The sequence below is a fragment of the Psychroserpens ponticola genome (genome assembly GCF_023556315.2).
Taxonomy (GTDB): Bacteria; Bacteroidota; Bacteroidia; order Flavobacteriales; family Flavobacteriaceae; genus Psychroserpens; species Psychroserpens ponticola.
Genome location: NZ_CP116221.1, coordinates 2,857,410 through 2,879,429, shown reverse-complemented (window position 1 = coordinate 2,879,429; position 22,020 = coordinate 2,857,410). Strand labels below are relative to the sequence as shown.

The following is a 22,020-nucleotide window of genomic DNA, read 5'->3' as shown; positions in this document are numbered from 1 at the left end:
GCAATCGTTAAACGAATAATTGACGCTAGATTACAGATATGGCAAAATTTGAACTAAAGCTTCCTAAAATGGGAGAGAGTGTTGCAGAGGCAACAATAACATCTTGGTTAAAAGAAGTAGGTGATACTATTGAAGCTGATGAAGCAGTTTTAGAAATTGCTACAGATAAAGTAGATAGTGAAGTGCCTAGTGAAGTTGATGGTGTATTAATCGAAAAACTGTTCGATGTTGACGATGTCGTTCAAGTAGGTCAAACTATAGCTGTCATAGAAATTGATGGTGACGATAGTGGTTCAAATCAAGCACCTAAATCTGAACCTGCTAAAGTTGAAGAAGCTAATGAAACTCCTGCTGTAGCAGATGTTGTTAAAACAGTAGTTGCTGCTAAAGAAACCGTTGCTCCTATTGTGAATTCTGGAGAGCGTTTTTATTCGCCTTTAGTAAAGAACATGGCAAAAAAGGAAGGTGTTTCTCAAGTCGAACTTGATACTATTCCAGGATCTGGAAAAGATGGACGTGTAACTAAAAATGACATGTTGTCTTATATAGAAAATAGAGGTTCACAACCTCAAGCAGCTCCAGCTAAAATAGAAGAAGCTCCAAAAACAACTCCAGTTAAAGCAACAGAGGAAGTTAAGCCAAAACCAACTCCAACTCCTGTAGTTGCAAGTGGTGATGATGAAATCATAGAAATGACTAGAATGGGCAAATTAATTGCACATCACATGGTTGAGTCTGTTCAAACCTCTGCACATGTTCAAAGTTTTATTGAAGCAGATGTTACTAAAATATGGAACTGGCGTAAAAAAGTTAAAGATGATTTCTTTAAGCGTGAAGGTGAAAACTTAACCTTTACTCCAATATTTATGGAAGCTATTGCAAAAGCATTACGTGATTTTCCAATGATGAATATTTCACTTCAAGGTGATACTATCATTAAGAAAAAACATATTAATTTAGGAATGGCTGCTGCTTTAGGTGATGGTAATTTAATTGTGCCAGTCATAAAAGATGCAGACCAACTTAACTTAGTTGGTATGACTAAAAAAGTGAACGATTTAGCAAAACGAGCTAGAGAAAACAATTTAAAACCAGACGATATTCAAGGTGGAACATATACAGTTACTAATGTTGGAACCTTTGGAAGCATTATGGGAACACCAATTATTAATCAACCTCAAGTTGGGATTTTAGCACTTGGTGCTATTAGAAAAATGCCTGCTGTTGTTGAAACTCCTGAAGGTGATTTTATTGGCATTCGTTACAGAATGTTCTTGTCTCATTCTTATGATCATCGTGTTGTTAATGGAGCACTTGGTGGACAATTTGTTAAAGCTGTAAAAGATTATTTAGAATCTTGGGATTCTAATCGAGAAATATAATTAAAGATGATATCTTTAAAATAAATATCATATCAAGCGCATTCGAGATAAAAGAATGATTTCACGATTTTTTTTAAACAAAAAGCACAATTTATAAATTGTGCTTTTTGTTTTTAATCTAATTCTTCACAATAAAACCCTTTAGATTTTACGTTTTGGATTATAACTCTCTGACTTAGGTTTTTAGTAGCTTCAATTCTTAATACATTGTCAATATCTTCTAAATCTATCGACCATTGTTTGATTTTAGAAAAGGAATTAAATAAAACTTTTATAATGCTTATGTCAGCTTCAGTTTCAATATTTGTTTTAAAAACATGAATTCTAATATTGATGTTATGTTTTTTATAAAATGGACTAATCATTAGATTTTTCTTCATTAGTTATACGATTTACATAAGTTTCATATGCTATGTTTCCTTCTTCTTTCCAAAAATTATCATAATGCTTCCATTTAGAAAACTCTCCTTTAGAGTTAGGTTTGCAATTCGCTTTTTTAGAAGATTTCTTGTCTTTTCCGCCAAAGCCACCACAACCTCCTAACAGAATTTTAAATAATATAAAAACACCAACAGCTTCCCAGAATGTGAGTGTGGTAAGTCCAAAAATCATTGGCATTAACCAATTCCATAGCCACATAATTACAAAGCCAAATAGTATTGCTAATCCAGTTATAAAAATGGTTCCAAAAATTATCATTCCGGCAATTTCTCCTGGTGATTTGCCTCTCATTTTGTGTTTAAAGTAATTTGACATATTTCTTTTTTTTAAATAATAGTTTCTTGTTTAGGTTTTAAGGTGTTGTATAATAGTGAAATAGCTCTATGTCTTCTTGACATTAAGGTGCCAATTGGTAATCCTGTTTCATGTTCCAACTCTTTATAAGTATAACCTTCAAAGTCAATGGCTATGATAATATGTTTATAGTGAGGCTTCAGGTTGATGATTGCCGCTTTTAACGCTTCTTTCATTTGCTCTGGATAAATTTCTGATGATTCACTAATTAGAGCAGCAAACTCATTTAGTTTAGCTTCATTTTGAGTTCTATATTCCATTTTATTTTTTTTGGAAGACCTCATTATATCTATTATTTTGTTTTGAATGGAGCGATATACAAAACCAGCTACATTATTAATTGGCGAATATCTATCAGCTCCAGTAAATAGTTTTAAAGCGACATCTTGAATGATATCTTCAGCATCTCTGTTTACGCTAGCCTGTAACTTAGAGTTTACATAAGATTTAAGCGAAGAATATTCTTCGTCAAAAAAGGTGTTTAGTTTTTTACTGTTTTCCGATTGGCTCATTATGCTTTTTTACAGCTCTCAATTATAAAGACGTAACTATTTAATTCTATTGCATTTTTTGTTATTTATTATTTGACGAATTAGATTTGAATCTGTTTCATTGTTCTAAAGTTAATTTCGCTTCTATTTTATTAATTCATTAATCTAATTACCTTTGTGAAAAAGTAATAGCAAATGCAACTCAATCTCACAAAACCCATCTGTTTTTTCGATCTAGAAACCACAGGAATTAATATCACCAACGACAGAATTGTTGAAATTTCAATCCATAAAGTCTATCCAGATGGAAAGGAGGAAACTTACACCCAACGTGTTAATCCAACCATTCCAATTCCTTTTGTAGTTACTCAAGTTCATGGGATTTCTGATGAAGATGTTGCAGACAAGCCAACTTTTAAGGAGATTTCTAAAGAGGTTCACAATATGATTAAGGATTGTGATTTAGGTGGTTTCAATTCTAATCGTTTTGATATTCCGTTACTTGCTGAAGAAATGCTTCGTGCTGAGGTTGATTTTGATATGAAAAACACACAATCAATCGATGTCCAAACTATTTTTCATAAAATGGAACAGCGTACATTAAGTGCTGCTTATAAATTCTATTGTGATAAAAGTCTTGATAATGCTCACAGTGCTGAAGCAGATACAATCGCAACTTACGAGGTTTTAAAAGCACAGTTAGATAAATATGATGAGCTTGAAAATGATTCTAGCTTTTTAGCAGAATTTAGTTCGCGCAAAAAATTTGCAGATTTTGCAGGTTTTATTGGTTATAACAAAGAAGGTGTTGAATGTTTCTCTTTTGGAAAACATAAAGGGAAATTAGTCACTGAAGTTCTTGAGAAAGAGCCTGGTTACTTCGGTTGGTTACTTAATGCTGACTTTCCATTGTACACAAAAAAAGTGTTAACTGCTATAAAATTAAGAGCGTTTAATAATAAATTACTCTAATTGTTATTACTGTGAAAGCAGGAATGAAAGAAATATGAAATTAATTTGCATAGGTCGTAATTATACAGAACATATTATAGAATTGGAAAATGAAAAACCAACAGATCCTGTAGTGTTTTTAAAACCAGATACGTCTATTTTATTAAAGAAGCAACCGTTTTTTATTCCAGATTTTTCTGATGATGTTCACCATGAAGTTGAAATATTAGTCAAGATTAATAAAGTAGGTAAGCATATTTCTAAAAAATTTGCCCATAAGTATTATGATTATATAGGATTGGGAATCGACTTTACAGCTCGTGATTTGCAGTCGAAATTAAAAGCCAAAGGATTGCCATGGGAAAAAGCAAAAGCTTTCGATGGTGCAGCAGTTATAGGTGAATGGTTGCCAAAACAAGATTTTCATGATGTGAATAATATCAATTTTAGCTTGCTTAAAAATCAAACACTTGTACAAGAGGGAAATACAAGTTTGATGCTTTATAAAATTGATGAAATCATCGAATATGTCTCAAAATATTTTACTTTAAAGATTGGAGATATTATATTTACAGGAACTCCTTCTGGAGTTGGCAGAGTTATTGCTAATGACAAACTAATAGGATTTATAGAAGACAAACAATTGTTTTCAATAACAGTAAAATAAATGGAACAAAGTTATAAATTATACAGAGTACGTGAATTGGCTGATAATGACGAAGATTTCGTTGCTGCTTTAGCTGCAGCATTTCTAGAAGAAGTACCAGTAGATGCCGAACGTCTCAAAATAGCAGTAGCTGAAAATGATTACTACAATACATATCAAGCTGCTCATAAAATGAAACCAACAGTAGATTTATTCGAGCTCGGAGTGCTTCAAGATCTTATTGTCGTACAAGATTGGGGGAAATTTGAAAAAGCAGACGAAGATTGTACTAGAGAATTAGAATTAGTGCTAACCGCTGTAGAAAAAGCAACCGCAGAACTCAAAGCAGACTTTAATTTATAATGCAAGCAGAGATAATTACAATTGGTGATGAGATTCTCATTGGTCAAATTGTGGATTCAAATTCCGCATTTATCGCTAAACAATTGAATAAAATTGGTGTTTCTGTTTATCAAATTACCTCAGTTCAAGACGATAGAGAACACATTTTAAAATCACTAGCCGAAGCCGAAGCTAATGCAGATATTGTAATTCTTACAGGTGGCTTAGGTCCAACAAAAGACGATATAACTAAAAAAACGATTGCAGATTATTTTGATGATACGCTCTCTGAAGACCTCTCGGTTAGAAAAAATATTGAACATCTCTGGAAAGAATTTGTAAAAAAACCTGTGTCACAAGTTAATTTAGATCAAGCTTTAGTGCCTTCAAAAGCTACTGTTTTGATGAATAAATACGGAAGTGCTCCAGGAATGTGGCTTGAAAAAAACGATACTGTTTTTATATCTCTTCCAGGAGTTCCATTTGAAATGAAAGGCCTAATTAAAGATGAGGTTATTCCAAAATTAAGGGGAAGATTTAAATTTCCTTACATACAACATATAACATTTTTGACTTACGGTTTAGGAGAGAGTTCTCTAGCTGAACGAATTGAAGTCTTTGAAAATGAATTGCCAGATTTTATTAAATTAGCCTATTTGCCAAGTTTAGGTCGTGTTCGTTTACGTTTATCTGGAAAAGGAAATGATAGAGTTACTGTTGAAGCTGAAATTAAAAAACAAACGGAAAAACTCTTACCACAAATAGAAGATATTTTTGTAGGATTTGAAGAAGATTTATCAATTGAATCCATTATTGGTAAGTATCTTACTGAAATAGGACAAACTGTTGCAACGGCAGAAAGCTGTACAGGTGGTTTATTAGCTGAACGTTTTACAGCAAACGCTGGAGCTTCAAAATATTTTAAAGGAAGTATCGTAAGTTATACTAAGGAAACTAAGGTGAATCTACTTAAAGTTTCCGAAGATATCATTGATAAATATTCAGTCGTAAGTGCAGAAGTCGCAGAGGCTATGGCAAAAAATGCATTACAATTATTAAATACTGATTTTGCCATATCTACAACAGGTAATGCTGGTCCAACAAAAGATGATACTGAAGAAGGTTTAGGTATTGTATATATCGCCATTGCTACAAAAGATAAAGTGTATTCTGAGCAATTTAGTTTTGGAAATCATCGTGTTAAAGTGATAAATAGAGCTACAAATAAAGCTTTCGAAATATTACTAAAAGAAATTTTGAAAAAGTAGCGTTTTTAGTTTGTTCATATTACAAAGATTTACTAAATTTGCACCCTGTTTAAAAAATATCCATGTGTGGTATTAACAAATAAACAGTTTAACATCATATTAAAGTTAGAAAGAATGTCAAGAGTTTGTGAACTTACGGGAAAGAAAGCGATGGTTGGAAACAACGTTTCTCATGCGATGAATAAAACGAAGCGTAAATTTAACGCTAACTTAATCAAAAAACGTTTTTACATTCCAGAAGAAGATAATTGGGTAACGTTAAAAGTATCTACATCAGCATTAAAGACTATCAATAAAATTGGTATTTCTGCAGCAATCAAAGAAGCTAAATCTAAAGGATTTTTAAAATAATAGCGTAACAGCTTATAAAGTCAGCTAAAATGGCAAAAAGAGGAAATAGAATACAAGTAATATTAGAATGTACAGAGCATAAAGAATCTGGACAACCAGGTACTTCTCGTTACATTACAACAAAGAATAAAAAGAATACGCCAGATAGAATGGAGATTAAGAAATTTAATCCAATCTTAAAACGTATGACAGTTCATAAAGAGATTAAATAATTAGACATTTTTCACTTTTGTGAAAATGTCAGATAACGCATTTAGACATGGCAAAGAAATCAGTAGCATCATTACAAACAGGATCTAAAAGACTTACAAAAGCGATCAAAATGGTAAAATCACCAAAGACAGGCGCTTATATGTTTGTGGAGTCAGTAATGGCACCAGAGTTTGTCAATGATTTTTTAAACAAAAAATAAACTAGACATTATATGTCTAATTAGGAACTGCTTTCAAATTTGAAAGCAGTTTTTTTATGTTTATATTTGAGCAGTATTCTGCCATTATTGCAGAAGCGTATTTTCGGCTCGACATTTGACTAGAGTATACAAATAAGAATTACGAATGAGTTTTTTTAAAAAAATATTTTCTTCAGAAAAAAAAGAAACCTTAGACAAAGGTTTAGAAAAATCGAAAACATCGTTTTTTTCAAAACTAAATAAAGCAGTTGCTGGTAAATCTAAAGTTGATGATGATGTTTTAGACAACCTAGAAGAAATTCTAGTAAGTAGCGATGTAGGTGTAAATACAACTTTAAAAGTTATTAAACGTATTGAAGAACGTGTCGCAAAAGATAAATATTTAGGAACTTCCGAATTAAATCAAATTTTGCGTGATGAAATTGCAGGCCTTCTATCTGAAACTAATTCTGGAGAGGATACCGATTATGTCATTCCTGTATTGCCAAAACAAACCGATGGTTCTAAAACACCTTATGTGTTAATGGTTGTAGGTGTTAATGGTGTTGGGAAAACAACAACCATAGGTAAATTAGCATATCAGTTTAAAAAGCAAGGACTTAATGTTGTTCTTGGTGCTGCAGATACATTTAGAGCAGCTGCAATCGATCAACTTCAAGTTTGGGCTGATCGTGTTGATGTGCCTATGATTAGACAAGAAATGGGATCTGATCCTGCAAGCGTTGCTTTTGATGCCTTACAATCAGGTGTCAATCAAAATGCAGATGTTATTATAATTGATACTGCTGGTCGTTTACATAATAAAGTCAATTTAATGAATGAGTTGACGAAAGTAAAACGTGTCATGCAAAAAGTGATTGGTGATGCACCTCACGATGTGCTTTTAGTTCTAGATGGTTCCACAGGTCAAAATGCGTTTGAGCAAGCCAAACAATTTACTGCAGCAACTGAAGTGACTTCTCTAGCTGTGACGAAACTTGATGGAACTGCAAAAGGTGGTGTGGTTATTGGTATTAGTGATCAGTTTCAAATTCCTGTAAAATATATTGGAGTAGGTGAAGGGATTGAAGATTTGCAAGTCTTTAATAAATTCGAGTTTGTAGATTCTTTCTTCAAATAAACTCAATTCTGTACTGATTTCAATGTCGTAAAAGCTCATTTTTCCTTATTTTTATAAAAAATGAAACTATGAGATATTTACTTTTCCTTTGCTTTGCATTAGTTGTGTTTTCTTGTAAAAAAGATGACAAAAAAGCAGAAATAGAAATAGAGCCTTCTACAGATATTAGCGCTATTTCAGCCAAGCCTTTTAGAGACTTTAAAGTGCTAGATTCTAAAGTTATTTTAAATGAATCGATTTGGAAAGTTTTAGAAGAACAGTTAAAAGATTTTTCAGAAGAAAAGTATACTGCACTAAAATCTTTAATCTTAGATCAAGATATTCCAACTTTACAGAAGCATATTGTGGATGGTAAATTAAGCTATGAGCTGTTAACTAAGTTTTATTTGTATCGTATTAAAATGTTTGATAGAGAGACTGATTTGTCATTAAACTCAGTGATTTCTTTAAATCCTAATGCCATTGAAGATGCGAAGGCAAAGGATCGTGAATTTTTAAATAAAAAAATGAAACATCCTGTATTTGGAATGCCAATTTTATTGAAAGACAATATCAACGCCAATCAAATGCCAACAACAGTAGGAGCTCTTGCTTTGTTGAAAAATAGTACAGAAGATGCTTATATCACGAGAAGACTCAAGTCTTCTGGAGCAATAATTCTAGGAAAAGCAAACCTTAGTGAGTGGGCTTATTTCTTCTGTGGCGATTGTCCAAGTGGTTATAGTGCTGTTGGTGGACAAACATTAAATCCATATGGACGTAAAATTATAGATACTGGCGGATCAAGTTCTGGAAGTGGAGTAGCTGTTACAGCTGATTTTTGTGCAGCAGCAGTAGGAAGTGAAACAGCAGGTTCAATTTTGTCTCCAGCAAGTCAAAACTCTGTGGTTGGTTTAAAACCTACGATTGGATTATTGAGCAGATCTGGAATTGTTCCCATTTCTTCTACGTTAGATACTCCTGGGCCAATTACAAAAAATGTGATAGATAATGCTATCGTGTTAGATGCCATGAAGGGTTTTGATAAAAATGATTTTAAGTCTATAAAATCGGGTTCAACACAATTCTTTAACGGTCTTTCTGATGCTAATTTAAATGGAAAACGTTTCGGAGTTTTCAAAGAATTAATGAAAGATAGCCTGTATCTGAATGCCATTGATGTGTTGAGAAAACAAGGAGCAATCATAGTTGAAATTTCAGAAGAAAAAATAGAATTACCTGACTTTATACGATTACTTAATCTAGATATGAAAGCAGATTTGGCTACGTATTTTAGAACTTCTGCTAGTAAAAGTCTTCAATATGATTCGATTGAAGATATAATGGAATTCAATACGAAAAAATCAGATATAGCAATGCCATATGGCCAATCTTTATTTGAAGGTGTTTCGAAAGATAAAAGTACTAAAGAAGAATTTGATGTTATTAAAGCTACATTGAAAACTAATGGTAGACAGTTTTTTGATATTCCAATGAAAAGCCAAAATCTTGTTGGAATACTATCTATTAATAATTATCATGCTGGTGAAGCAGCAGTTGCAGAATATCCAGCAATTACGATTCCAATGGGTTATACTAATAAAGGTGTTCCAGAAGGATTAACCTTAATATCAAAACCACTATCTGAATATTCCTTACTACAATGGGCTTATGCCTATGAACAAGCATCTAGAATGAGAGTAGCTCCAAGAAATTATAATTAGTTTATAAAGGCATTAACCTTTCCCCAAAGCTCATCGTCAAAACTAGATAATGCAAAATTAGAATTTTCAGCAGCTTCACCCATTCTGATGACCACTAAATTTTTACTAGGAATAATATAGATTTTTTGATCATTTTTTCCCAAAGCACAATACATGTCATTTGGTGCATTAGGTATGAGATTGCCTGGAAACTCTATCTGACTTTGTGGTAAGTGATATGTCGATTTTCCATTTAACCACCATAAATATCCATAGGATTCATTAATGTTTTGTGATGTGCTTATAGCTTCATTTAAAAATGACTCTGAAACAATAACATCATTTTCCCATTTACCTTTTGCTGAAATCATTAATCCAAAACGTGCCATACTTCGTGTGTTACTCCAATACACATTTAAGCTTCCAAAAGGAATCCAACTGCCAGACATTCCTATTTTATCCTTGAGCTTTGTATTGAAATAATTATCCCAACTGGTATTACTAGCTAGAGCAACGACATCTTGCATTTTTAAAAACACATTATGATATGCCCAACGTGTTTCGGGATCAGCAACATAGTAAAGTGCGTCTGGAGTAATGTCTTCACCTAGACTATCATCTAAACCAGTAGACATAGACAATAAATGTCTGTTTGTGATTAAGTTCTCTTTTTCTAAAGTAGCGCTAGTCCAACCTGTTCCAAGGTAATCTGATGCTTTACTGTTTATGTTAATTAAGCCCTCATCTTGAGCAATTCCTGAAACTGTTGATGTAAGCGTTTTTCCAGCACTTGCCCAATACCAAGGTGAACTTTTAGTATGTCCATTCATGTATGCTTCTACTACAATTTTTCCATTATGAAGTAGCATGAAACTTTTGGTGTTTTTTTCTTGAAGAAAGTCTAATAATGGAGCTAATTGGTTTTCATTCCAAGCTACTTCAGAAATAGTTTTTGTTTCCCAAACATCAGAATCATTAGGCGGAAAATATATAGTTTCAATGTCTGAATCTTGCTCAGTTATTGTGTTGTTGTCTTCCGAAGCACAACTGAAAAATAGAAGAAAACAATTCAAAAGACATGTGAACGCTATTGGTTTCATAACTTGTGTTTCATTATTAGACGATTTCTGTATAATAAGGTTTAATCATTTGAAAACAAATATATCATAAATCATTATGTATCTTTGCACACTGAAATTTATAGCATGAGAACGAAATCACTTAAGAAAAACAGAATCAACGTCGTAACACTTGGTTGTAGTAAAAACGTATACGATAGTGAAGTATTAATGGGACAATTAAAAGCAAGCGGAAAGGATGTTGTTCATGAAGAAGAAGGTAATGTTGTTGTGATTAACACTTGTGGTTTTATCAATAATGCTAAGGAAGAGAGCGTGAATACAATTTTAGAGTTCATGCAAAAAAAAGAAGCTGGTGAAGTTGATAAAGTCTTTGTGACAGGATGTTTGAGTGAACGCTATAAACCTGACTTACAGAAAGAAATTCCGAATGTAGATGAGTATTTTGGCACGACTGAGTTGCCACAATTATTAAAAGCTTTAGGTGCAGATTATAAGCATGAGCTCATAGGTGAGCGACTAACTACTACGCCTAAAAATTATGCCTATTTAAAAATCGCTGAAGGTTGTGATCGTCCGTGTAGTTTTTGTGCGATTCCTTTAATGCGTGGAAAACATAAAAGTACACCAATTGAAGAGATTGTAATTGAAGCTGAAAAATTAGCAGCTAATGGTGTTAAAGAGCTTATTTTAATTGCACAAGATTTAACCTATTATGGTTTAGATCTTTATAAGAAAAGAAACCTTGCCGAATTACTTGAACATTTAGTGAAAGTAGATGGTATTGAATGGATTCGTTTGCATTATGCATTCCCAACAGGTTTCCCGATGGATGTGTTAGATGTTATGAATCGAGAACCTAAGGTTTGTAATTATTTAGATATTCCGTTGCAACATATATCAGATTCGATTTTGAAAAGTATGCGTCGTGGTACTACAAAAGAGAAAACGACGAAATTGCTTAAAGAATTTAGAGCGACAGTTCCAGAAATGACAATTAGAACAACATTAATTGTTGGTTATCCTGGAGAAACTCAAGAAGATTTTGAAACCCTTAGAGATTGGGTTAAAGAGATGCGTTTTGAGCGTTTAGGATGTTTTACGTATTCTCATGAAGAAAATACGCATGCATACAACCTAGAAGATGATGTTCCAGAAGATGTGAAAATAGAAAGAGCTAATCAAATTATGGAAATTCAATCTCAAATTTCTTGGGAATTGAATCAAGCTAAAATCGGACAAGAATTTAAGGTTGTAATCGATAGAAAAGAAGGCAATTATTTTATTGGTCGTACAGAATATGATTCTCCAGATGTAGATAATGAAGTGCTTATTGATGCTTCAATCACCTATTTGAAAACTGGTGAGTTCGCAACCGTTAAAGTGATTGAAGCAGAGGACTTCGATTTGTATGCTGAAGTAGTAAATAAATAATACTTTTTCTAGTATTAGCAACGATCTCTTGGTCCAAATGTGAATACGAATTCATAATCTATTTTTTCGCCTAATGCTGTTTCAGCAGGTGTCCATTCTCCTGGGATATTTTTAATGAGTTCAATTAATTTTTCATCAATAGTTGGATAGCTAGTTGTCATTGCATCGTGTTTAACATTTGATATTTCTCCTTTTTTTGTAATTATGAATGATATTTTAATTGCTCCAAGTTTGTTACCATCTATAATACTCAAAGCGTCATAACTATTGTCCTCAAGATATTTTAGTAAAGCGTCTTTACCATTTACATACAACGCTTGTTGATCTGGAACAATAGTAATGTGAGGACCAAAAAAGCGATTTTCTAATTTCCCTGTGTCTTTGTTTTTTCCTATGAACTCTGTTCTAATTGTAAAATGATTAAAGTAGTCTGTCGATCTTATAAGTTTTATCTGAGCGTCAGTTAAATGTTCGTCATTTCCATATTCAGGTGAGCCTGATAGTCTGTTGTCTTCAATTTTGACAACTTTCACAGAATTTATTTCTACTATTTGTTGTTTTTCGCCTTCATTTAGAAAATCATAAATAGTTGTAGCCTTATCGATATCTGATTTTTTTATGGCTGCAAATCGAGTGTCTACACCAAAGTATAAGTCTGGAAAGTCTTTTTTTACATTTTGGTTTAAATTAAGAGGTTCATCATTTGATGATTTGTTAGGATCGGCTTTAACGGTGTTCCAATTTGTAAAACTGAAAAACAATAAGCTTAAGATTGCAAATGTTGCACTGAAAATAATAAGATTCTTTTTCATATTAGATTTGTTTTGAGATTAATATGTTTCAAATGTAATATGGACCACGACTTGTGTTGTAAAATTAAATGTAAAAAAAGTGCAAAACTTATGTCAAATACGTTATGTATGGTATTTTACAATTAAGCTGAAGTAGCTTAGAGCTGTTGATCTCGTTGTCTACGTTTATCGTATTTAAGATCTTTAAGCAGGTTCGATTTAATACCTACGAAGAAGTTCCATTGATTATATGTTCCAAAAGGCACCCAACTAAAGTTTAGTCGCCAAGATAAAAGGTCACGTTCAAATCTAAATTGGGTCAAAGTAAAACCTTGGTTTTTGAAATCATAACCAGAAGATGCTCCAACAGTCCATCGAGGTGAGAATTCTACATCACCTGAAAACATTAAGGAATGTGATGATATTTCATCCTGTCTCGTGCTATTCGAATAATTTACAGCATAAGCTAAACGCAAACTCCATGGTATTTTATAATTATAGAGATCTGATAGTTCTTTGTCTCCGTCTTCGTCTTTGTCGTCATCACTAAGTCTTTGGTCTGCAAAGTCTTGAGGTTTTCCAAATAAGTCATCTGCACGTCCACCACTTCTAATAGATTCTTGGATGGCAGCATCATTTTGTGGGTTTTCAGAGCCATCAAATGTTTTACTAGAAAGTGAGTAGCTCATATTGATATTAGCAGTAGTAAGTCTAAATAAGCTACCTCCATTATTAATATTATAGGTGTTAACTCTTCTATTGTTGTTGTCAAGAGCATAAGGATCTAGAGTTGCTCCAAAATTGATACTCATTTTATCCTTTAAAATTGATGTTCCTCCAGAAACTCTCATAGGACTCCATTTTAAAGAATCAGCAGCAAAATTATATGAGGTTGAAAAGTTTAAGTTATTAAGTAGGATAACTTTCTTAGGTTCTGTAGCTGTACTATCTTTATCTCTTACTTTAGCTTCAAAATTATTACCTACTGAAATGCCTAAAGAACTAGAAAAATTTTGATTAGGAGCTCCAAAAATAGAGCCCTGAAATCGTGTATATTCTTCTCTACTTATATCTCCAGTTGTAGTTCCATCTGCATCGACAACTTCAAATGAATCATAATATTGATCAAAAGCTGGATTTATATTATAGCTAATAGATGGTCTTATGACATGTCTAATGGCTTGTATTTTTGGATCTTTGCCTTCTTTTTTAAAGTCGAACAATCCGTAAATAGTTGTTCCGATACTTGTGCTAAAATTATAGGTATAAAAGCGATCAAAACCAGTGAGGTCTTCAGTAATGATCTCACCTTCTTCATCTTGAAATTTTTTAATCGTATTGTAAGTCCAATTTTCTTCAAAAGTAGCACTAGCACTCATGCTAAAATATTTAAAGACTTTAAAGTTTGTTGTTAAAGGAATGGTGTGTAAGGCTCCAATTCTAGCTTCGTCAAACATTTCCTTTTTGAAAAACAAAGAGTCTGTGGTTTGAATTCTGTTTTCTGCTCTTACATTGTATTGAAAGTTAATATTCTGAATAATTCCTTTTTTTGTGCCAACTTTAGGTTCAAAAGGGAAAATACGACTCACGCTACCTTGAAAAGTTGGTAATGTCATATTTATAGATTCAGTATTTGTGTTTTGTGAATGCGTAGCAGTAACACTCATGTTAGCTTGTGGTTCGCCTTGAAAGGTTTTTGAATATGAAATAGAAGATGATAACGTGTTATTTTGCGAATTTGATAGGTTAAGTTGATTTGTAGACTGCTTATAATACGTACTACTACCTAAGTTAACAGATGCTGAAAACCTAGAATTCGGACTAGCTTTAGAGTCTTGACTGTGAGACCATCTAATATTGTAAATAGTAGATTTTGAGAAATCAGGAAAGCCTCTTTCGCTATTAATGAGATTCTCATATCTAACACTTAAATTTCCATTATATCTATAGCGTGTTGCGTAATTAGTTTCAAATCTCAATCCATAGCTCCCATTTGTATAATAATCACCTAGAACAGCTAAATCAATATAGTCACTAATTGCAAAATAATAACCTCCATTTTGTAAAAAGTAACCTCTGTCATTTCCATTGTCTTCTCCAAATGAAGGGAAAATAATACCAGAAGTTTGTTTGTCACTCATTGGGAAATATGCAAATGGCACACCTATCGGAGTAGGTACATCGTAAATAAACATATTTGCTAAACCAGTAACTACTTTTTTTCCAGGAACAAATTTGGCTCTTCTCATCAAGAAATAATATTCAGGATCATCTAAATTTTCTGATGTTGTAAACTTTGCATTCTTCACAAAAATTACCGAATCATTTTCTCTTTTACTAATTTCTGAAATGATGGTACCACCACTTTGTTCAGTTCTAGAATTATAAATTAGCGCTTTTTTACTTACTGTATTAAAAACCATAGAATCTGGCTCCACAACATTTGCACCTTGTTTAAATACAGGAGGTTGCGTGTAAACTCCAGTAGAGTCTTCAATTCCTTTTGCAAATACCAAGTCTTTGTTGTGATCAATAATTATAATTCCTGAAGTAATGGTCATATCTCCATAAATCACTTCAGCTTCATTATAAAGCGTTGTTTGCTGTAAGCGTTGGTTTAATGATACATAATCTTTTGCCTTATACTTTACGATATCTGCAAGGAATTCTTTTTTCTTTTTGGGTACTGAATCTTTAAGAGTGCTATCAATTTCCTTAATCGGAATTGGTAATCCTATAATAGAATCTGTTTTTACTACTGTAGAATCAGTAATAGGTGCAGGCTTAATAGGGTCTTTGGGTTTTGGCAATTCTTGGGCAAAGCAAAACATGTTGATAAACACGGTAAAACTTAAGATAAAAAGTGTATTAAAGCTTTTTGTATGCAATGCTTTTAAATGTATTTTTGCTAAAGTATGGCTCGGTTTTTGAATTGCCAAAATTACATATATTTTTTATGAATAATTTATATTTTAATCAATTTGTAAAAAGTGTTGAAACTCACTAAAATATGTGTAAACTGATAATTTTAAAATAAACCAAAAGTATTAACCGTTAGTACCAATATGAAAACGAATTTACAGTATATAATCGTATGTGTTACATTATTATTTACATGTTTTTTAACATCTGCAAATAATATAACAAAGAATGAAGATAAGTTTGTTGTTGTGCTTGATGCTGGACATGGTGGACATGATTCTGGTAATTTAGGGAGTGGCTATAAAGAAAAGGAGATTGCACTTAAAATAGTTTTAGCTGTAGGTAATGAGTTAGAGAAAAATGAAGATATTAAAGTCATTTATACGAGAAAGAATGACAAATTTGTCACGTTGAGAGGTCGTGCTAAAATTGCAAATGACGCTGGAGCTGACTTATTTGTGTCTGTACATTGTAATGCGCATAATTCATCAGCACATGGTACAGAAACCTTTGTGTTAGGGTTGCATGCCGACCAAAGAAACTTTGAAATAGCCAAGAAAGAAAATGAAGTGATTTTTTTGGAGGCAGATTATCAAAAACATTATGAAGGATTTGATCCTAATTCTCCTGAATCAATGATTGGGATTACAATTATGCAAGAACTATATTTAGAGCAAAGTATTAGTCTTGCTCGTCTAGTTGAAGATAGTTTTAAAGATAAGAGAAAGCGAAATAGTCGAGGAGTTAAACAAGCTGGATTTTGGGTGTTGCATAATACATATATGCCAAGTGTTTTAATAGAAACCGGATTTTTAACTTATAAAAAAGAAGGTGCTTATTTGAATTCTAAAAACGGACAAACAAAAATGTCTAGCTCTATTATTGAAGCTATTTTAACCTATAAAAAAAATCTAGACCAGAATATTGGAGAGAATATCTATGAAGAAACCCCTTCAATAAGTAACCAAGAAACAAAAAATGTTGAGCTTATTTATAACAACATAATCTTTAAAGTTCAAATAGCTGCAAGTTCAAGAGATTTAGAACCACAATCGTATAATTTTAAAGGACTTTCAGAAATTTCAAAAGTGAAAGTAGGAGGTCTATTTAAATACTATTATGGGAGTACTTCAGACTTAAATGAAATTAGACGTCTAGAATCCCTAGCAAAACAAAAAGGATATACAAGTAGTTTTGTTGTAGCCTTTGAAGATGGTAAGCAAATTAAACTATCAGAAGCACTAAAAACTAGGGCAAATTAGAAACATTCTTTATATATTTACTGCTAAGTTTGTTATAACCAAATATTAGACGCATTGAAAATCTCAAGAGAAGTAAAAACAGCTGTATTAGTCATATCTGGCATTCTACTATTCGTTTTCTTATTCAATTATCTTAAGGGAGAAAATATATTAGATTCTTCACGTACATATTATGTGCTTTATGATAATGTTGAAGGATTAGCGCCATCAACTCCAGTTACTATAAACGGAATGAATGTAGGAAAGGTGAAAAACATCAGTTTTAAAGGTGATGGTTCAGGTAAATTATTAGTGTCACTCTTGGTGGATAATGATTTTCAGTTTTCTAAAAACAGTAAAGCTGAATTGTATGATCTCGGATTAATAGGAGGTAAAGCTGTAGCAATTATTCCAGCATTTGATAAAGATGCAAATGCCGTTACTGGCGATTATTTAGAAGCTAGAGTTAAAGCTGGACTAACAGAATTGGTCAATCAACGATTAACACCATTGCAAGAAAAGATAGAAGTTGTTATGGAAGAAGCTGATTCTTTACTTGTTAATGTAAATGAAATTCTCGACACTGAAACCAAGAATAATATCAAAGAAGGCATTGCAGAATTGAATGCTACAATTAAGTCTTTTAAAAATACGTCGTTGTCTATAAATAGGTTGGTAGATACAAATCAAGAAAGCATAACAGCTACCTTATCTAACTTTGAAAAAACCTCTGAAAGTTTTTCGAAATTATCAGATTCATTAGCCAATGCTAACCTTGCTGGAACTATAAAAGATTTGCAATCTACAATTAAAAGTTTCGATGCCGTAATGGCTGGTATTAATAATGGTGAAGGAAGTATCGGTAAATTATTGAAAGACGACGCTTTATATGATAATTTAGAAGCTGCTTCTAAAGAAATGGAAGAATTACTCAGAGATATTAAATTGCATCCAGCTCGTTACAGACGTATTTTATCAAAAAAAGAAATACCTTATAAATCACCAACAGAAGAAGAACTAAAGAACTAGACAACATATGGAATATGTACCAAATATAATATTTGCCATTATCCTTATCATTGGCATTGGTTATTTTGCAAGAAACGTAAAAAAACTTATCCGAAATATAAAACTTGGACAAGATCTTGATGTTTCAGATGACAAACCACAACGCTGGAAAAACATGAGTAGGATTGCTTTAGGTCAAAGCAAAATGGTAAAACGTCCTATTGCAGGATTCTTACATGTTGTTGTCTATGTAGGTTTCGTAATCATTAATATAGAAGTCCTTGAAATCATAATTGATGGTGTATTTGGAACACATCGTATTTTTTCTAAAATAGGTAGTCTTTACGGCATATTAATTGGCACATTTGAAATTTTAGCAATTCTCGTTTTAGTAGCGGTAATTTTGTTTTGGTTAAGACGAAATGTAATTAAATTAAAACGTTTTTTAAGTACAGAAATGAAGGGTTGGCCAAAAAGTGATGGTAATATTATCCTCTATTTTGAAGTTGTTTTAATGTGTTTGTTTTTAACAATGAATGCGACAGATCTTCAGTTTCAAGCCATGGATTCTGGTAATGTGATAAGTCAATTCATTGCACCTTGGTTCAATGGTTTTTCTGAAAGTACAATTCACCTTATTGAGAGATCAGCTTGGTGGATTCATATCATTGGAATTTTAGCGTTCTTGAATTATCTATATTTTTCAAAGCATTTGCACATTCTATTAGCATTTCCAAATACATATTACGGAAAATTAACACCTAAAGGTCAGTTTCCAAATCTAGAAGCCGTTACTAAAGAAGTTAAAATGATGATGGATCCTAATGTCGATCCGTTTGCTGCACCTCCAGAAGGAGCAGAACCTGAAATGCCTGCTAAATTTGGAGCAAGTGATGTTCAAGATTTAAGTTGGGTAAATTTATTAAATGCTTATACATGCACTGAATGTGGTCGTTGTACAAGTGAATGTCCAGCAAACCAAACAGGTAAAAAATTATCACCTCGTAAAATTATGATGGATACTCGTGATCGTCTTGAAGAGGTTGGTAAAAATATTGATGCTAATAATGGCGAATTTAAAGATGATGGAAAGCAACTATTAGGTGACTATATTACAAATGAAGAAATTTGGGCATGTACAACTTGTAATGCATGTGTTGAAGCTTGTCCAGTGAGTATAGATCCTCTAAATATTATCATGCAAATGCGTCAATATTTGGTTATGGAAAAAAGTGCAGCTCCAATGGAACTCAATAATATGATGACTAATATTGAAAACAATGGTGCACCTTGGCCATACAACCAACAGGATCGATTAAATTGGAAAAACGAATAGAGATGAGTGAACAACTTAAGGTGCCAACAATGGCTGAATTTATGGCTGAAGGTAAACAACCAGATATATTGTTTTGGGTTGGTTCTGCTGGAAGTTATGACGATAGAGCAAAAAAAATAACTAAAGCTTTTGTGAAAATATTAAACAAAGCTCAAGTTAATTTTGCAGTATTAGGTACTGAAGAAAGTTCTACAGGTGATGTTGCTAAACGTGCAGGAAATGAATTCTTATTTCAAATGCAAGCTTTAATGAATATCGAATTGTTAAATGCATATGACGTAAAACGCATCGTGACTTGTGATCCACATTCGTTTAATTGTTTAAAAAATGAATATCCTAATTTAGGTGGTCACTATGATGTTATTCATCACACACAATTTTTAAAAGAATTAATCGATTCAAATAAAATTGAAATTAAGGATAGTAATTATAAAGGAAAACGCATCACATTTCATGATCCTTGTTACTTAGGTCGTGCAAATTCAGAATATGATGCGCCAAGAGATGTGTTAGCCGTTCTTAATGCTAATATGCAAGAAATGAAACGAAGTAAAGCTACAGCTTTATGTTGTGGTGCTGGAGGAGCTCAAATGTTCAAAGAACCCGAAAAAGGAAATATGGATATTAATGAGATGCGTACTCAGGATGCTTTAGAAACTAATCCTGATATTATCGCTACTGGTTGTCCTTATTGTAATACTATGATGACCGATGGTGTGAAATTTAAAGAAAAAGAAGCTGACGTAGCAGTGATGGATATTGCAGAGTTAATTGCTAATGCACAAGATTTATAAGGTTATGGCTAGTGTAAATAAAAAACGAGTCATAGTTGCAGCTTTGGTTGGAGGTTTAATTTTTTGTGCCATCGTTTTAGGTGTTGATTACATTTTTGATCGAGGGTTTTCATGGCAGAAACTTGGGTTTTATTATATTTTTGCAACTATCATGTATGGTTTTTTAACCTACAGAAATTTTAAAAAACATCAAAAATAAGGACGTTATATGTTAGTTGATTTCAATACATTACCAGAAGAATCTAGAGTTTGGATTTATCAAGCTAATCGTTCGTTTTCTGAACAAGAAATCTCTGAGATAGGAGATAAATTAAATATTTTTATTGAAAACTGGACAGCTCACGGAAGTGATCTGCAATCAGGTTTTATGATAAAATATAAGCGTTTTATCATTATCGCTCTTAATCAAAAACTTCAAAATGCTACAGGTTGTAGTATTGATGCTTCAGTTCATTTTATTCAACAATTAGAGAAAGACTACAATGTTGACCTCATGGACAAAATGAATGTCTCCTATAAACAAGGTGATTACATTGCATACAAAACATTATTAGATTTCAAAAAAATGGCTAAAGATAAAGCCGTTTCTAAAAACACAATTGTCTTTAATAATATGGTGATTAATATTGCAGAATTCAATGAAAATTGGGAAGTGCCTGCAAGTGAAAGCTGGCATAGTAGATTCTTAAAATAAATCAAGTTACGATTGAATATGACGAAAGATATTTTTTTAATGAACATTTCTGGACAAGATAAACCAGGATTAACGTCTAGTTTAATGACTGTTCTTTCAGAATATGGCGCCAAAATTTTAGATATTGGACAGGCAAATATACATGACACTTTATCTTTAGGTTTTATGTTTGAAATTGAATCTGGAGATAATTCGGCTTCGGTTTTGAAAGATTTGTTGTTTAAAGCTTACGAACTCGATGTGACTGCTAAATTTTCACCTATTTCCCTTGAGAATTATGAAAAATGGGTGAATCTGCAAGGCAAAGATCGTTACATTGTTACTATTCTTGGAGAAAAATTATCTGCGGATCAGATAGCTGAGGTCACTAAAGTTATTTCAGAAAAGAACTTAAACATTGATGCTATTAAACGATTAACAGGACGAACATCTCTCGTTAATGAAGAAGAATATCCTAGAGCATCAATTCAGTTGTCTATTCGAGGGAAAATTGATTGTAAAGCAGATTTTACTGAAAGATTCATGCAAATTTCAAGAGATTTAGATGTCGATATTGCATTTCAAGAAGATAATATTTTTAGAAGAAATAGACGTCTCGTTTGTTTCGATATGGATTCTACACTGATCCAAGCTGAAGTCATAGATAAATTAGCGGAGTTAGCAGGCGTTGGTCCAGAGGTGAAAGCGATTACAGAATCTGCTATGCAAGGCGAGATAGATTTTAATGAGAGCTTTAAAAAGCGAATGAAACTTTTAAAAGGATTGAGTGAAGAGGTGCTTCATGATGTTGCTGTTAACTTGCCAATTACTAAAGGTGCAAAACGACTAATTGATACCTTGAGGAGCTATGGTTTTAAAACCGCTATTTTATCAGGTGGATTTACCTATTTTGGTGACTATTTGAAAGAAGAATTAGGCATGGATTACGTATATGCTAATCAATTAGAAATTAAAGATGGTGTTTTAACTGGTGGTTACTTAGGTGAGATTGTTGATGGTAATAAAAAGGCCGAGTACCTTAAAGAAATCGCTAAAAAAGAAGGCATTGATATTAGTCAAACTATTGCTGTTGGTGATGGTGCTAACGATTTGCCAATGCTTAATTTAGCTGGATTAGGAATTGCTTTTCATGCAAAACCAACTGTAAAAGATAATGCGCAAAGTTCAATATCAAGTATAGGACTAGATGGTGTGCTTTATCTATTAGGTTATCACGATAGACATATAGATTTAATCAAATAAAGATTAATCTCAATTTATGTTTACAACCTTCTTTATAAA

General features: G+C 32.5%; 23 protein-coding genes. 17 read left to right on the top strand and 6 right to left on the bottom strand.

Annotated elements, in window-relative coordinates; genetic code table 11:
- The first annotated feature begins 38 nt into the window (after positions 1-38).
- A complete protein-coding gene (locus MUN68_RS12830) occupies positions 39-1,382 on the top strand; it encodes a dihydrolipoamide acetyltransferase family protein (RefSeq protein ID WP_249995950.1) in 1,344 nt (447 codons plus the stop codon).
- Positions 1,383-1,495: 113 nt separating this feature from the next.
- On the opposite strand, the gene MUN68_RS12825 is transcribed toward MUN68_RS12830, so the two are convergent.
- From MUN68_RS12825 to MUN68_RS12815, 3 genes are read right to left on the bottom strand one after another with little or no spacing between them, the layout of a single operon-like run.
- Complete coding sequence (locus MUN68_RS12825) at positions 1,496-1,762, bottom strand: hypothetical protein (RefSeq protein WP_249995949.1); 267 nt, start codon at positions 1,760-1,762, stop codon at positions 1,496-1,498.
- Positions 1,740-2,138 carry a hypothetical protein gene (locus MUN68_RS12820; protein ID WP_272792375.1) on the bottom strand — a complete coding sequence of 133 codons (399 nt, stop codon included), beginning with the start codon at positions 2,136-2,138 and terminating at the stop codon, positions 1,740-1,742. The genes MUN68_RS12825 and MUN68_RS12820 overlap by 23 nt, the downstream gene beginning before the upstream one ends.
- Before the next feature lie 11 nt (positions 2,139-2,149).
- The gene (locus MUN68_RS12815; RefSeq protein ID WP_249995947.1) at positions 2,150-2,689 is read right to left on the bottom strand and encodes an RNA polymerase sigma factor; all 540 of its coding nucleotides are present in this window, start codon (positions 2,687-2,689) and stop codon (positions 2,150-2,152) included.
- 174 nt (positions 2,690-2,863) lie between these two features.
- On the opposite strand from MUN68_RS12815, the gene MUN68_RS12810 reads away from it, so the two are divergent.
- From MUN68_RS12810 to MUN68_RS12770, 9 genes are all read left to right on the top strand, one after another.
- A complete protein-coding gene (locus MUN68_RS12810) occupies positions 2,864-3,640 on the top strand; it encodes a 3'-5' exonuclease (protein WP_249995946.1) in 777 nt (258 codons plus the stop codon).
- A 34-nt stretch (positions 3,641-3,674) separates the two neighbouring features.
- Positions 3,675-4,286: a fumarylacetoacetate hydrolase family protein gene (locus MUN68_RS12805; RefSeq protein ID WP_249995945.1), complete on the top strand. Its 612-nt coding sequence runs from the start codon at positions 3,675-3,677 to the stop codon at positions 4,284-4,286.
- A complete protein-coding gene (locus MUN68_RS12800; protein WP_249995944.1) occupies positions 4,287-4,628 on the top strand; it encodes an Hpt domain-containing protein in 342 nt (113 codons plus the stop codon). It begins immediately after the preceding gene.
- On the top strand, positions 4,628-5,875 hold the full coding sequence (locus tag MUN68_RS12795; RefSeq protein ID WP_249995943.1) for a competence/damage-inducible protein A: 1,248 nt from the start codon (positions 4,628-4,630) through the stop codon (positions 5,873-5,875). Before MUN68_RS12800 ends, MUN68_RS12795 begins: the two co-directional genes overlap by 1 nt.
- Positions 5,876-5,989: 114 nt before the next feature.
- Entirely contained in the window at positions 5,990-6,226 is a 237-nt protein-coding gene (gene rpmB / locus MUN68_RS12790; protein ID WP_120201710.1) for a 50S ribosomal protein L28, read from the top strand.
- A gap of 29 nt (positions 6,227-6,255) precedes the next feature.
- Positions 6,256-6,438, top strand: a complete 183-nt coding sequence (rpmG, locus tag MUN68_RS12785) for a 50S ribosomal protein L33 (RefSeq protein WP_033959164.1) — start codon at positions 6,256-6,258, stop codon at positions 6,436-6,438.
- A gap of 47 nt (positions 6,439-6,485) precedes the next feature.
- A complete protein-coding gene (locus tag MUN68_RS12780) occupies positions 6,486-6,638 on the top strand; it encodes a DUF4295 domain-containing protein (RefSeq protein ID WP_008271041.1) in 153 nt (50 codons plus the stop codon).
- Between the two features lie 145 nt (positions 6,639-6,783).
- Entirely contained in the window at positions 6,784-7,758 is a 975-nt protein-coding gene (ftsY, locus tag MUN68_RS12775) for a signal recognition particle-docking protein FtsY (protein WP_249995942.1), read from the top strand.
- A gap of 68 nt (positions 7,759-7,826) precedes the next feature.
- Entirely contained in the window at positions 7,827-9,461 is a 1,635-nt protein-coding gene (locus MUN68_RS12770; RefSeq protein WP_249995940.1) for an amidase family protein, read from the top strand.
- Here MUN68_RS12770 and MUN68_RS12765 read toward each other — a convergent pair.
- Positions 9,458-10,540: a serine hydrolase domain-containing protein gene (locus MUN68_RS12765; RefSeq protein WP_249995939.1), complete on the bottom strand. Its 1,083-nt coding sequence runs from the start codon at positions 10,538-10,540 to the stop codon at positions 9,458-9,460. The genes MUN68_RS12770 and MUN68_RS12765 overlap by 4 nt on opposite strands.
- Positions 10,541-10,645: 105 nt before the next feature.
- Between MUN68_RS12765 and rimO the strand changes: the two genes are divergently transcribed.
- On the top strand, positions 10,646-11,953 hold the full coding sequence (gene rimO, locus MUN68_RS12760) for a 30S ribosomal protein S12 methylthiotransferase RimO (protein WP_249995937.1): 1,308 nt from the start codon (positions 10,646-10,648) through the stop codon (positions 11,951-11,953).
- 14 nt (positions 11,954-11,967) lie between these two features.
- Here rimO and MUN68_RS12755 read toward each other — a convergent pair whose 3' ends face one another.
- Both MUN68_RS12755 and MUN68_RS12750 read right to left on the bottom strand, forming a co-directional pair.
- Positions 11,968-12,765: a hypothetical protein gene (locus MUN68_RS12755; RefSeq protein WP_249995935.1), complete on the bottom strand. Its 798-nt coding sequence runs from the start codon at positions 12,763-12,765 to the stop codon at positions 11,968-11,970.
- Positions 12,766-12,902: 137 nt separating this feature from the next.
- Positions 12,903-15,683, bottom strand: coding sequence for a putative LPS assembly protein LptD (locus MUN68_RS12750; RefSeq protein ID WP_249995934.1), 2,781 nt, complete (start codon positions 15,681-15,683; stop codon positions 12,903-12,905).
- Positions 15,684-15,809: 126 nt separating this feature from the next.
- On the opposite strand from MUN68_RS12750, the gene MUN68_RS12745 reads away from it, so the two are divergent.
- The 6 genes from MUN68_RS12745 (at position 15,810) to serB (ending at position 21,981) form a co-directional block, all read left to right on the top strand.
- The gene (locus tag MUN68_RS12745) at positions 15,810-16,928 is read left to right on the top strand and encodes an N-acetylmuramoyl-L-alanine amidase family protein (RefSeq protein ID WP_249995932.1); all 1,119 of its coding nucleotides are present in this window, start codon (positions 15,810-15,812) and stop codon (positions 16,926-16,928) included.
- Between the two features lie 54 nt (positions 16,929-16,982).
- The gene (locus MUN68_RS12740; RefSeq protein WP_249995931.1) at positions 16,983-17,936 is read left to right on the top strand and encodes an MlaD family protein; all 954 of its coding nucleotides are present in this window, start codon (positions 16,983-16,985) and stop codon (positions 17,934-17,936) included.
- Positions 17,937-17,943: 7 nt separating this feature from the next.
- The gene (locus MUN68_RS12735) at positions 17,944-19,251 is read left to right on the top strand and encodes a 4Fe-4S dicluster domain-containing protein (protein WP_249995930.1); all 1,308 of its coding nucleotides are present in this window, start codon (positions 17,944-17,946) and stop codon (positions 19,249-19,251) included.
- A gap of 2 nt (positions 19,252-19,253) precedes the next feature.
- Positions 19,254-20,045, top strand: coding sequence for a (Fe-S)-binding protein (locus tag MUN68_RS12730; RefSeq protein ID WP_249995929.1), 792 nt, complete (start codon positions 19,254-19,256; stop codon positions 20,043-20,045).
- A 208-nt stretch (positions 20,046-20,253) separates the two neighbouring features.
- Complete coding sequence (locus MUN68_RS12725; RefSeq protein ID WP_249995927.1) at positions 20,254-20,739, top strand: ABC transporter ATPase; 486 nt, start codon at positions 20,254-20,256, stop codon at positions 20,737-20,739.
- An 18-nt stretch (positions 20,740-20,757) separates the two neighbouring features.
- A complete protein-coding gene (gene serB / locus MUN68_RS12720; protein WP_272792374.1) occupies positions 20,758-21,981 on the top strand; it encodes a phosphoserine phosphatase SerB in 1,224 nt (407 codons plus the stop codon).
- Positions 21,982-22,020: the final 39 nt, after the last annotated feature.

What these genes read in the sequence shown, in the direction of transcription:
- MUN68_RS12805 (WP_249995945.1), top strand. Translation starts at nt 3,675, where the DNA reads ATGAAATTAATTTGCATAGGTCGTAATTATACAGAACATATTATAGAA.
- ftsY (WP_249995942.1), top strand. Translation starts at nt 6,784, where the DNA reads ATGAGTTTTTTTAAAAAAATATTTTCTTCAGAAAAAAAAGAAACCTTA.
- MUN68_RS12780 (WP_008271041.1), top strand. Translation starts at nt 6,486, where the DNA reads ATGGCAAAGAAATCAGTAGCATCATTACAAACAGGATCTAAAAGACTT.
- MUN68_RS12800 (WP_249995944.1), top strand. Translation starts at nt 4,287, where the DNA reads ATGGAACAAAGTTATAAATTATACAGAGTACGTGAATTGGCTGATAAT.
- MUN68_RS12795 (WP_249995943.1), top strand. Translation starts at nt 4,628, where the DNA reads ATGCAAGCAGAGATAATTACAATTGGTGATGAGATTCTCATTGGTCAA.
- MUN68_RS12735 (WP_249995930.1), top strand. Translation starts at nt 17,944, where the DNA reads ATGGAATATGTACCAAATATAATATTTGCCATTATCCTTATCATTGGC.
- MUN68_RS12765 (WP_249995939.1), bottom strand. Translation starts at nt 10,540, where the DNA reads ATGAAACCAATAGCGTTCACATGTCTTTTGAATTGTTTTCTTCTATTT.
- serB (WP_272792374.1), top strand. Translation starts at nt 20,758, where the DNA reads ATGACGAAAGATATTTTTTTAATGAACATTTCTGGACAAGATAAACCA.
- MUN68_RS12745 (WP_249995932.1), top strand. Translation starts at nt 15,810, where the DNA reads ATGAAAACGAATTTACAGTATATAATCGTATGTGTTACATTATTATTT.
- MUN68_RS12815 (WP_249995947.1), bottom strand. Translation starts at nt 2,689, where the DNA reads ATGAGCCAATCGGAAAACAGTAAAAAACTAAACACCTTTTTTGACGAA.
- MUN68_RS12755 (WP_249995935.1), bottom strand. Translation starts at nt 12,765, where the DNA reads ATGAAAAAGAATCTTATTATTTTCAGTGCAACATTTGCAATCTTAAGC.
- rimO (WP_249995937.1), top strand. Translation starts at nt 10,646, where the DNA reads ATGAGAACGAAATCACTTAAGAAAAACAGAATCAACGTCGTAACACTT.
- rpmG (WP_033959164.1), top strand. Translation starts at nt 6,256, where the DNA reads ATGGCAAAAAGAGGAAATAGAATACAAGTAATATTAGAATGTACAGAG.
- MUN68_RS12770 (WP_249995940.1), top strand. Translation starts at nt 7,827, where the DNA reads ATGAGATATTTACTTTTCCTTTGCTTTGCATTAGTTGTGTTTTCTTGT.
- MUN68_RS12825 (WP_249995949.1), bottom strand. Translation starts at nt 1,762, where the DNA reads ATGAAGAAAAATCTAATGATTAGTCCATTTTATAAAAAACATAACATC.
- MUN68_RS12730 (WP_249995929.1), top strand. Translation starts at nt 19,254, where the DNA reads ATGAGTGAACAACTTAAGGTGCCAACAATGGCTGAATTTATGGCTGAA.
- MUN68_RS12820 (WP_272792375.1), bottom strand. Translation starts at nt 2,138, where the DNA reads ATGTCAAATTACTTTAAACACAAAATGAGAGGCAAATCACCAGGAGAA.
- MUN68_RS12810 (WP_249995946.1), top strand. Translation starts at nt 2,864, where the DNA reads ATGCAACTCAATCTCACAAAACCCATCTGTTTTTTCGATCTAGAAACC.
- MUN68_RS12725 (WP_249995927.1), top strand. Translation starts at nt 20,254, where the DNA reads ATGTTAGTTGATTTCAATACATTACCAGAAGAATCTAGAGTTTGGATT.
- rpmB (WP_120201710.1), top strand. Translation starts at nt 5,990, where the DNA reads ATGTCAAGAGTTTGTGAACTTACGGGAAAGAAAGCGATGGTTGGAAAC.
- MUN68_RS12830 (WP_249995950.1), top strand. Translation starts at nt 39, where the DNA reads ATGGCAAAATTTGAACTAAAGCTTCCTAAAATGGGAGAGAGTGTTGCA.